At 39.2% G+C, this 11,323-nt stretch carries 8 protein-coding genes; 7 read left to right on the top strand and 1 reads right to left on the bottom strand.

The genetic code is table 11. The annotated features are described in order from the left end of the window. A partial coding sequence (locus H5200_RS18195) for a type VI secretion system Vgr family protein (protein WP_182762101.1) occupies positions 1 to 1,667 on the bottom strand: 1,667 nt, incomplete at its 3' end. Between the two features lie 314 nt (positions 1,668 to 1,981). On the opposite strand from H5200_RS18195, the gene H5200_RS18190 reads away from it, so the two are divergent. Genes H5200_RS18190 through H5200_RS18160 form a run of 7 tightly spaced genes read left to right on the top strand, consistent with a single transcriptional unit; the run spans position 1,982 to position 11,262 of the window. Then, entirely contained in the window at positions 1,982 to 2,401 is a 420-nt protein-coding gene (locus tag H5200_RS18190) for a hypothetical protein (RefSeq protein WP_182730837.1), read from the top strand. 34 nt (positions 2,402 to 2,435) lie between these two features. After that, entirely contained in the window at positions 2,436 to 2,903 is a 468-nt protein-coding gene (tssJ, locus tag H5200_RS18185; protein WP_145242499.1) for a type VI secretion system lipoprotein TssJ, read from the top strand. Next, complete coding sequence (gene tssK, locus H5200_RS18180) at positions 2,903 to 4,243, top strand: type VI secretion system baseplate subunit TssK (RefSeq protein WP_182740570.1); 1,341 nt, start codon at positions 2,903 to 2,905, stop codon at positions 4,241 to 4,243. The genes tssJ and tssK overlap by 1 nt, the downstream gene beginning before the upstream one ends. Before the next feature lie 10 nt (positions 4,244 to 4,253). Beyond that, positions 4,254 to 4,979, top strand: a complete 726-nt coding sequence (gene icmH / locus H5200_RS18175; RefSeq protein WP_257326852.1) for a type IVB secretion system protein IcmH/DotU — start codon at positions 4,254 to 4,256, stop codon at positions 4,977 to 4,979. 9 nt (positions 4,980 to 4,988) lie between these two features. Then, positions 4,989 to 8,705, top strand: a complete 3,717-nt coding sequence (tssM, locus tag H5200_RS18170; protein WP_145242495.1) for a type VI secretion system membrane subunit TssM — start codon at positions 4,989 to 4,991, stop codon at positions 8,703 to 8,705. 8 nt (positions 8,706 to 8,713) lie between these two features. Next, positions 8,714 to 9,706: a type VI secretion system-associated protein TagF gene (gene tagF / locus H5200_RS18165; RefSeq protein ID WP_145242493.1), complete on the top strand. Its 993-nt coding sequence runs from the start codon at positions 8,714 to 8,716 to the stop codon at positions 9,704 to 9,706. Further along, entirely contained in the window at positions 9,703 to 11,262 is a 1,560-nt protein-coding gene (locus tag H5200_RS18160; protein WP_145242491.1) for a TssA family type VI secretion system protein, read from the top strand. The genes tagF and H5200_RS18160 overlap by 4 nt, the downstream gene beginning before the upstream one ends. Positions 11,263 to 11,323 lie beyond the last annotated feature (61 nt).

Here is an 11,323-nt window from a genome sequence, read left to right as displayed (position 1 = left end):
TTGTTGCCGGCACTTTGGTAATTGATATTGCCGTTGTTAGTTTGTTGTTTGAGTTCATTTTTAACATCAATAAATTGATTGTTCTTTATCACAAACTGTACATTGTTTTGCTCGGTTTCTAGGCATAAATCGCGCCCGGCGTGTAAGTTTATCGTCCCAAGTTGGCTGATCCATTCGATAAATTGGCGGCCTGATTGTTTAGCATTTAACTCAAAGTAATGTTCACTGGCGAGAGTTTGTAAAATGACTTTTGGCTCATTGTCGTCATCATCAAATAGTAGTTCGTTGTGGGCTGCGGTTAATAATCGGTTATGCGTTGGATTGGCGGCGGTTACAACGCTTGGTTGATCGCTATTTAGTGCAAAGCCCATAATGTAGGCGTGATTAGGGTCGTTGTTAATACAGCCTATTAGTACCTCTGAACCACCGACGAGTGGAAAGTGCCATCCAGTGGCCTGAGGTTGGTTTTGGCATGCATACAGCGCTAACTTTTGCAAGGCAGGGCTTGACTGCGTTAGTGGTCTGGCATTTTTGTCAAAATCAACGCGGGCTCGATATTGCCCGTTGTCATCAATAAATGCATTGCCGGTCAGTGATTCTACTTTCGCAGGAAATACCATCGGTTTTGCTTGATGGGGAATAGGGAGTGGCTTAAATGGCGTTCCTCGTTCAATGAATTGCGCTTTACAACTGTATTTAGAGAGCCCTTCATGGCTACTTTCGTCACTTGGTTGCTCGCTGAAGTGCTCGACTGCGATACAGAGTAAGTCACCACTGCTACCAATGCCGGTGTTATCACTTAATGAAATCGAACATCCCGCAAATAAATCACATACGTTACCGGTTAAGCTAATAACTTTATTTAAACTTGCGAGTGCACTACTAAAATTTTGTGCTTGATTAGTTGCGGCGGATTGCGATAACGCGCAGGGTTCAAAGAATGATTGGCTATTGCTGGCAACGGTATTAAATTGCCCATAGGCTGCACTGTTTGCAGTATTGTTATAAATAGACTCAGTAAGTTGAGCATGCATAAAGCCAACAAATTGCTCTCTGTGTTGGTTATTCATTCCAGCGCTACTGGTAACTTCTAAAACGCCGCGCTCAAGGTAGGAACTATTTAAATTACTGTCGCTTATCACCAGTATTTCAGCCGAGTCCTTGCTTTCAAACCAATAAAATAAACCATAGGAAGCCAGTAAACGATGAAAAAACTGCCAATTACTTTCCATTGCTTGTACACACTGAGACATATCAGCAAACGGTTGGGTAACTCTGAAATCTACTTGACCTTGAGAGTATCCGGCTTGTGATGCTAGGTAGTGTAAAACATCTTTTAAATTAACGCCGATAAATACTTTGCTATCTGAGGTGTTTTTTAGCGTACTCAATCGATCTTTTATGACGATATGATAGCGACGCTTGTTGTTGAATAACCCAAGATCGGTGCTTTGTGTTATGAGACCTGCTTGGTGGCGATAGTAATTGTCTTTATTTACAAATGTAATTAAGGCCGACTGTAATAGTAAATCGTTTAAAGGCTCATCAGTGAGGGTGTCGAAAATCAGGTCAAACTCAAAGCTTTTATTTAAGCGTTCAATCCCTTTTACCTGAGTTACGTTCATTGTTTTGTCATTAATATCTAACAATAATCGTGATTGAGACATTTCCTTGTCCTTTGGCTACCTTGGTCGATAATGCGTGTAAAAATACACATTACTCTAACGATAATCAATAAAATATTTGTAATTAACGATATTTAGAGTATATGTAAATAGGTTCATAATATGTTCATTTTTAAAATTATATGGTGTTGTTGTTTTTGTTTGGAACAACTTTATTTGATAAATAGTTGTGTTTTTGCACTGGATTCAGTTGACATTTTAACAACTATGTTTGTATCATGCGCTAATTCTAAGGACTGAAGAATTACCGCGTTAGTGCACCTTTAAGCTGACTAAGTTAAATCAAGGATGATGAAATGAGAAAAAAAGATTTTATAAATCAGGTTGATAGCCTTTACTCCTTGGCTTGGTCTCTAACCTGCAACATCTCCTCTTTACTAGATCAAACAGGTATTCCTGCGCATCGTGTTTTTTCTGAATCCGTTATAGATCAGTTTTTCTTCTTTTTGAATAATCCTCCAAAGAACGATGGAAACATTATTTTAATTAATGAAAATATATCTAGTTATATTCAAGAGTTAATAGTTTTAAATTCTAAATTAATATCTTCAATCGATCATGTTGTCATCAAGTCTCTAGCTGTTGAAAATCAAGAAAATAAAAGTTCAGGCTTTTTTTCTAGAATTTTAAATGGCAATCGCTGGTCCGATTGTGCGTCAGTGCGTTTTAATAGGGTTATTTGCCCTGTTTATGAAGAGATCCTTTGTAAAAACTGAATAATCAATTTTAAAATATCTAATGAGGTATTAAATGCGTTTTGCAATAAATAAAGTAATCTTAGCTGTGCTGTTAATGTCACTCACTGCGTGCATGAGCACTAATGTAGAGTTAGACATTACAGCAACAGATAATTTAAATTTAAATCAGTTTGATGAAGCACTTCCAGTGGTTCTCAGAGTGTATCAATTGTCTGATATTCAGAGCTTTAAAACAGCAACGTTTGAAGAACTTTGGAAGTCAGATAAATCAGTATTAGCAAATTCATTGATCACGTTAGAAGAACGCACTATTAATCCTGCTGAAAAAACAACGATCGCTTTTGAACAAGCTGAAAATGCTCGTTTTGTGGCAATTGTTGCGTTATTTAGAGATCGCCAAGGAGATAAATGGAAAACGTATTATCAACTAGGTGATGGTCCGGTTAAATTATCGACTGCATTAGATGTGCTGATCACAAATAATGAAGTGCAGTTGCCTGACGTGGATGAGGCACAGTAATGAGTACTAAAGCCCCCGTAAAACCCGTCTGGGCTGAAGGTGTATTATTAGCACAACACCATTTTCAGTTATTTGATGAGTATCATGAGCAAAATCAAATTGTAAGACAGCGACTTATTTCTCCATTGGTGTTTGGTATCCAGCATCTTGCAATTGATGAGTCAGCGTTATCGCGTGGGCTATTAAAAATTACTAGCTTCAAATTGTTACTTGAAAATGGTCGATTACTTGATTTTGATCGCCAACAACATGACGAATTAAAGCTGGAATTAGATCCTAACCTAGATGAAGTGATTATTTACATCGCGATTGCTGCCAATAAAATCGTTAGTAATATTGAGGGTTATGCAACAACCGGTCAGCTCAGTGCCTATCATGCAGACTATATTGAATTAAATGATGATCATGATGCTGCACGTAATCGTGAAGTGCTGATAGCGCACCCTAAATTTATATTATTAACAGATAGTGATGTAAAAACTTATTTTGATACTTTAGCGTGTTTGAAAATAGTCCGCGCAGAAGACGGCTCTTTTGTTGTTAATAAACACTTTGTACCACCACTGTTAAATATCAGTGCTTCGGTATATTTAACTGAGCTATTAAATCGCACCGCAAATTTAGTGAATGCGAAAGTCAATGTGTTGCTTAGTCGCAGGAAAAACTTTGGTTCAGTGACTGACTTTGGTCCAAACGAGATGAATAGCTTTTTATTACTTAATGCGATGGCACCTTCAGCAAAGCGGTTGGATCATTTAAAAAGTTTGTCATTAGTTCATCCAGAGCGTTTGTACTGTGAATTGGTTGATTTGATCAGCTCTGTATCGATGTTTGAACACAGTGATTTAGTAAACCAAGTCCCTCCTTATCAGCATAAACAACTCAGCCATGTATTTGGTAAGTTAGATGAGTTGCTAACTAAGCTACTTGAAGGTGTTGTGCCTAAGAAAATGGCTGGCCTTAAACTTGAAAAAGTTTCCAATGCTATTCATCAGGTTGCGACTATTGACTCAGCAATTTTTGAGCATAACGACTTTTATCTAGCGGTTTATTTTGAAGCTGAGGATACCAAGTGGATTGAAACATTTAGCGACCAAGTTAAAGTTGGCGCAACTGAAAAACTCGATATTATGATTTCATCAGCCCTTGCAGGTGTTCAGCTAACTCACTGCCAACGGCCGCCAAATAAATTAGCAATAAAGAGTGGATATGAATATTTCCGTCTTGAATCACATGGTTACATTTGGCAGCAAATAATCGAAGAGCAGTCGTTAAGTTTATTTATTCCATTTGGTTTGCAAGCTGCGCAAATCGAAATAGTTACTGTCGCACGCAATTAAGTTAGGTGAAATGATGCAACAACAATCACAACAACAAGATTTAATCGCCTGTATATCACCGGTTATAAATGCGTTATCGCCATTAAAGCTCAAGCAATCAACCGATCTTGAGCTGAACGATTTTCGTGATCAGTTATTAAATAGTTTTGATGAGTTTGAGCGTAATTGTTATGCCCAACAAGTGACGACTAGTGTGATGCAAGAAGTAAAATTTGCTCTTACTGCAATGTGTGATGAGTTTGTAATGAGCTCCGGAGCGCATTTTCGTATGGACTGGATGTCACGACCGCTGCAGTTAGAGTTTTTTGGCAATAACCGTGCAGGTGAAGAGTTTTTTGAGCGTTTAGCGACTTTGCGTACTGGCGGTGAAAATAAATTTGCGGCGTTAGAAGTGTACTATATTTGTTTGCAATTGGGTTTTGAAGGTATCTATAAAGTTAAAGGAATAGAACAGCTTAAAGCTTTGATAGTTGACATTCGTGCACAAATTGAAGATGTCAAAGGCACGCCTAATGCACTGCTTTCTGATAATGGCGTACCTGCTGAAGGGTTTGCTATGAAAGTCGGTCGTAATGTCCCTTATTGGGTTATTCTGTCGATTTGTTTAGGCTCAATCGCTTCCCTATTTGCAGGCTTTCATTTTGTGATCAACAAGCAGGCTACACAGAGTACGCAAACCATAAGTAATCAGGTGGAAGTACTCACTCAATTGAATAAAACCAACGAGACACGATAAGGCAATACCATGCAAGGAAGAGTAAATAAAAGTGGCCTAGTGCATTTTTTACTGGGCTTAGTGTCATCTCGCGCCACAGGACAGTTGATCGGTCTAATTGCAGTGCTGAGCATTGTTTGGTTTGCTGGGCGCATGGTGGGCTTAGACACGACTGATAAAAAGCTGATTGCTATGGGAGCAGTTACGGCGGTATTCATTTTATTTATTTTTACTCGTTGGTTATGGACTAAGCGTTCTGGCGATAAGTTAGCTTCTGAACTTGCAAATCACAATGCGGGCTCAAGTGCTGAGCTTGATGAAATAAAAGAAAAAATGCAAGAAGCGTTAGGCTCATTAAAAGCATCGCACTTAGGCGCTGGCTATCGTGGTAATACGGCTCTTTATGCACTACCTTGGTATATGATCATTGGTCCATCAGCGACCGGTAAAAGTACTTTATTTGCTAACTCTGGATTACATTTTCCGTATTCAAACTCTAGCGAACTGCATATTCAAGGTTTTGGTGGCACACGTAACTGTGATTGGTGGTTTTCAGATCAAGCGATCTTAATTGACACCGCAGGACGTTACACAACTGAGCAATCAGAAAACAAAGAGTGGTTATCATTTTTAAATTTACTGAAAAAGTACCGTCCAAAATTACCTATCAATGGCGTAATGGTCGCAATTAGTGTGGCTGATGTTTTAACCTCTGACAGTGAAGAAATTCGCCAGCATGTAAAGTTAGTCCGTGAACGTATTGAAGAGTTGATCACGCAACTAGGTGTTATTTTCCCTGTTTATATCACTTTCACAAAAACCGATTTAATTAGTGGCTTTGAACCTTTTTTTAATGACTTATCTGAAAAAGAGCGCGAGCAAGTGTGGGGCGCATATTTACTTGATATTAGTGAAGACCAAAAAACCGATCCGGCTGAAATGTTCGAGCTCAGAATGGATGAATTATACGAACGTTTGTGCCAGCAACGTTTAAGTAAAGTGGCCCGTGAACGAAATGAGCATCGTAAACAGTTGATCCTTGATTTTCCTAATCAGTTTAAATCGGCCTCAACAAAACTAACCGAATTTGTAAACTTGCTATTTAAAGCGAATCCGTACCAAGAAGTTCCTTGGTTTGCAGGCGTGTATTTTACCTCAGGTACACAAGAGGGCACACCAATTGAGCGAATCACCAACGGTGTACGCGATCAATTTGGCGCGGTTGTGGTTGAACAAAAACAAGAAACAATCACCCAAAGCTATTTTATTAATCGCGTTTTTAATGATGTTGTTTTTAAACTACAAGATTTAACTCGGGGTAATCGTAAAAAGCGCTTAGTAGGTCGTTGGTTAAAAGGTTTAACTGTAACCACGGGGCTTGCCTCAATAGCGGCGATTACAGCGTTATTGATTACCTCATACACCAGTAATCAGTTATTGCTTAACCAAGGCGAAGCACGCGTGAAAGCGGTGGTTGAAGTTAATGTAAATAAGGCGAAGGCGGATCAAAAGCTAGCTGCAACACTTGCATTATTTGAGCATTATCAGGAGCTTGTAAGTTATGAAAAAAGCTTACCTTGGTATTTTATTTTTGGTATTTACGAAGGTGACGAAACAACTCAAAGTGTCGCGAATGTATTATTTAACCAGTTAAACCAATTGATCACACTTCCTGCTGAAAAACAGGTGTTAGCACAATTAAAACAGTATGAAAGCCGTTGGAACTCTGATGAGCCGGAGTCACGCGTAGGTATTCGACAACCTTATTACGAAGCACTTAAATTACATTTAATGCTAAGCACACACCCCGAACATAAAAATGATGAATTTGCTAAACAGCAGCTACTTAGTTTTATTAGTAATCACTTTAATATTGATTTAACAGCGCAACAAGATACACCCATTTATAGTCAATTAACTGCATTGTTAGATGTGTACTTAGCTAATTTAGGTACTGATCTAGAGCATCCTGGGAAGATTAATTTTTGGCAAGCAAATGAAACCGCAATTTATACTGCGCGCGAAAGTTTAAATACTCAACCTGAAGCTGAGCCTCTGTATAAGCAAGTGATAACAAGCTTTGCTGAGCGCAAAAAAGCATTACAGCTTAATCAGTTTATGTCGGCTAATAACCGTGATGTATTAAAAAGTAGCTATGCAATTCCTTATGTATATACCAATGCTGGTTGGCAAGAATATGTATATCCTGAAATTAAACGTATTTCACGGTTAGTGTTCTCAGGCGATTGGGTTATGGGCACCAGTAATGACGAAGGGCAAAATGCTGTAGATGAAGCACAAGCTGAGTCGTTAGCCAAAGCAATGCGTGCTTATTACTTTAAGGATTACGGTAATACTTGGTTCGAATTCTTAAATAGTATTCAAGTCCCAGCGTTTAGAGACTTAAACGATGCAAGTATTGATTTTGCTCGCCTTTCATCAAACGATGGCCCATTGATAGATTTAATGATGCTGGTGAACAATAACATAATGGTTGCTGACGAACCTTCAGCCGTTACCGCGAATAATGACAAAATTGCGACCTTAGTTGCCGGTGCTGCCGACGTTGCGCAGAAAAAAGCAGCAAAAGGAAAGCTAGCTAAACAAGCTATGAACAGCCCTGATTTTTCACAAATGAGTACGGTTAGAGCGCCAGAGCTGGAATCTCGCTTTGCTGATTTACGCCGTTTTACACAAAACGATGATAATAAGCGCAGTTCTGATTACATGGGCCAGTACATTAGTTCATTAAGCAGCATCCACTCAGACATAAAAGCGATGGCGGCGAGTAATGAAGATGATGGCCAAGCTATGATTTTTGTCCAAGATTTACTCTCAGGTAATAATCAAACCAATGCTTTGCAGTCTTCATGGATCATCATTGAAAGCCAAACACGTGCTTTAGACCCACAAACAAAAGAAACGTTGGATACTCTTTTCAAAGCGCCTTTACAAGCGGGTATAGCCACAATTATGGCCAAAGCACGAAGCCAGTTAAATGAAGAGTGGGAAAACCAAGTTTATACAATGTACAGCAACAGCATCGCAGGAAAGTACCCATTTAACCTAAATGGACCTGATGCCGCGATTGCTGATGTGTCGGAGTTTTTAAACACTGAGTCGGGCATATTATGGAACTTTACTAACACTCAACTGAAACCTTTTATGAAAGTACGTCGTGGCGTATGGGAAGAAAAACAGTGGAATGGTGTTGGTATTGGCTTTAGTAAAGAATTACTCGATGGTTTAACAAAAGCAAATAAAGTAACACGTTCACTATTTACTAGTGGCGCAGATTCTGCGGGCTTTAATTTTCAGATGATGCCAGTACCACAAAGAGGCATTCGTGAAACTTATTTAGGCTTTTCAGAGCAAGGTTATCGCTATCGTAATGAGCCGGAGGAGTGGCGTAACTTTTCTTGGCCTGGTCGTGGTGCTGCAGAAAAAGCGATTCTTTATGGTTTAGATAATAAAGGCAATCGAATTTCGATTGAGCAAGATGGTCCGTGGGCGCTACTTAAAGTGCTTAATAATGCTAATGTAAAATGGATAAAAGGCACTGAGTTCTTAGCTACATGGGAACTAACCGATAAGTCAGAACAGCAATTAACAGTACAGTTTTCCTTAAAATCAGGGCGTAATAGCGGTATTTTCTCAAAATATATGCTGACTTCGTTTGCTTTACCGAACTCGTTGTTTTCGAAATCGCCGCAATATGCGCAGTCGAATAATAATTCGGTACAGTAGGGGCGGATATGTTTAATTTATTTTCTAAAAAGAAATCGCCGTTACTAGTAAAACAGTTTTCTTACGGTTATATGGGGAAAACACCAGTACGACCTGATTTTGTGAAGTTAAATATTTCATCGCGTGAATCAGTGGCATTTGATCATTGGTTACAAGAAGGATTTGCTCACCTTAATCGTGGTCGAAAGGCGAATAATGTTGCTGTACTTAATGGTGTTAAATCGTTGTTTTTTGTATCTGGGAACAGTGAAGACAGTAGTTTGCTTGGTATTTTACAACCAAGTAAAGATAGTAGTGGCCGTTTTTACCCTTTTAGCTCTTTTATACATAGCGGATTAGAAACTTATAAACGCCATCCAGCATTTTTGTTTTTATATGCTAGTCATGTGATTGAGCACTTAATTGGTGTGAATGATCGCATTAAAGAAGCGCCATCAATTGATGCGATGGCGGAACAAGCTCATGCTTATAACAAGGTTGCTGATGCGTTGAAGCAACAACCAAATTTAAATCAAGAGCTAGATAAACTGCGCATGATACCGATGAGTGTGCTGTGGCAGCATCTCCAGATGAATGATGTGCATAAGCGTGCTGTATTAATTGAAGAACTATCTGCAGTATTGAAGTCGATTGCAAATAGAGGCTGTCTACGCAGTCAATTTGGTATTCGTTTACCAATGCCACAGTTTAGTCATGAGAGCGCCTTGGTCGCTGGGTTTTGGCTGCATTTAATAGCATCTGTGGTTGCTGATCACAACTGGCAACCGTGGTTCTTTTATCAACTAGGATGTGAAGATCATGCGCCTAGTTTAACGGTGTTTTGTCGTCCTGTATCGGCATCCTATTTTAGCTCGATTTGGTTAAATGAAGACAAATCAACACAAATTATTGATTTGACGAATTTACCATTGAGCAAAGTGCCAAGTGACTACAGTATTAATTTTGCCGATATGGATAACGTAAGTGTATACGATGCACTAAGACGATGGTGTAAAGCATGAGTTTAAAGCAACCACATACTCACAATAGCTGGCAACTATGGCTGGATGAACTTGCTGCACCATTGCAAGGTTTGCCGTGTGGCGAAGATTTAAAATACGAAGAAACATTTAAAAGTCTCAAAGCATCTTCATCGGGTGTTGGTGAGGTTGATTTTAAAGTGATGTTTATTCAAGCAACTGACTTATTACAGAATAAGAGTAAAGATTTACGTATTGTTAGTTACTTATGCTTAGCTGCAACCAGTGAATTTGGGGTGCAGGGGTTAATTAGTTCAATCAAATTGTTTAATAAGATATTGGCTGATTTTAGCAACGACGTACACCCACTTAAAGAGCGCATGCGCAGTGCTGTAAATACCTGGTTTTTACAGCAACAAGAACGTCTAAAAGGGATTTCGCAAAGTCATTCGGCAACCGCAGAACAATGGGCTGAACTAGATGCGGTATTAACCGATTACAACCAACACTCAGTACCATTATTAGATAGTGAATCAGGTCCTTTATCTACTTTAAACGAGTGGACTGACGAGCAAATGAAACGCAACCCAGTTGCAAAGGCAGTCGAGCCGTCAGTTGTTAGTAAAGACGATACTGAACAAGCACCAAGCGACGGTACACCGGCAACAAATTCAACATCATCAGTGCACAGCTCTGTAAGTCAAGTTGCAAGTATTACGGTTGGTGATCTCAGCAGTGACACGGCTTATTTATCAGCTATTCGTGAATTACTGAATTTTGATAAAGAACAAAATAACATCGAGCGGGTGATTAAATTATCACGTGCTGCACGTTGGTCTGGGCTGAAAATACCGGCTAATGAAAATGGTAAAACACGCTTACCAGCACCAAGAGCTGCGGCTTTTGCACCGATTGAAAATGCACTTGCCAGTGAACAACCAGAGCAGGCACTCATGCTTGCTGAAGGCTTATTTATGGAAGGTGCGATGCAATTTAATCTCAACTTACAAATGTTGGTATTAAGTGCGTTAAAACAATTAAATAAAGGCAAGCTAAGTTACTGGCTTGAGCAGCAATTGATTAATTTAACTAGTCAGTTTCCGCTTTTAACTCATTTACAGTACGACGATGGCACAGGGTTATGCAGCCCAGCCAATAAAGAAACGTTACTTGAAATTAGCAATGCACAAACACCAGCAAGCAATAATTCGCAAGGCAATATTTTTGATGAACATTATAGCTTATTGGCTGATGAAGTAGTGCAAGGACAACTCAGTGCTGCGCTTAGCAAGGTTGAGCAATTAAGTACCCCTACCGGGTTTGACCAATCACAAAGCCAATTATTAAAAGCCAAGTTGTTACTTAAAGCGGAGCATTATGAACACGCTTTGGCAATTTTAACCGAATTACTTGAGCAAATTGAAACTTTTCAATTAGCGAAGTGGCAACAACATTTTTGCATGGAAGTATGGCGTTTTGCCAAACAATGTTACGCCAATCTGTCGTTGGCAGAAAGTGATGAAATGAGTTTAGCTGCTAAGCAAATTAGTCAGCGAATGATGGTAACCAATCCGGCTCAAGCAATAGCTTGGATTTAGTTACAAGAGCCTGACTAATGGGTCGAGGTTAATTGGAATTGATACAAACTGCAAAGGAAGA

It is taken from the genome of Pseudoalteromonas sp. SG43-7 (genome assembly GCF_014164295.1).
GTDB lineage: Bacteria > Pseudomonadota > Gammaproteobacteria > Enterobacterales > Alteromonadaceae > Pseudoalteromonas > Pseudoalteromonas rhizosphaerae.
This window is presented reverse-complemented; position numbering and strand designations above follow the sequence as displayed.

What these genes read in the sequence shown, in the direction of transcription:
- tssK (WP_182740570.1), top strand. Translation starts at nt 2,903, where the DNA reads ATGAGTACTAAAGCCCCCGTAAAACCCGTCTGGGCTGAAGGTGTATTA.
- tagF (WP_145242493.1), top strand. Translation starts at nt 8,714, where the DNA reads ATGTTTAATTTATTTTCTAAAAAGAAATCGCCGTTACTAGTAAAACAG.
- H5200_RS18190 (WP_182730837.1), top strand. Translation starts at nt 1,982, where the DNA reads ATGAGAAAAAAAGATTTTATAAATCAGGTTGATAGCCTTTACTCCTTG.
- H5200_RS18160 (WP_145242491.1), top strand. Translation starts at nt 9,703, where the DNA reads ATGAGTTTAAAGCAACCACATACTCACAATAGCTGGCAACTATGGCTG.
- icmH (WP_257326852.1), top strand. Translation starts at nt 4,254, where the DNA reads ATGATGCAACAACAATCACAACAACAAGATTTAATCGCCTGTATATCA.
- tssJ (WP_145242499.1), top strand. Translation starts at nt 2,436, where the DNA reads ATGCGTTTTGCAATAAATAAAGTAATCTTAGCTGTGCTGTTAATGTCA.
- tssM (WP_145242495.1), top strand. Translation starts at nt 4,989, where the DNA reads ATGCAAGGAAGAGTAAATAAAAGTGGCCTAGTGCATTTTTTACTGGGC.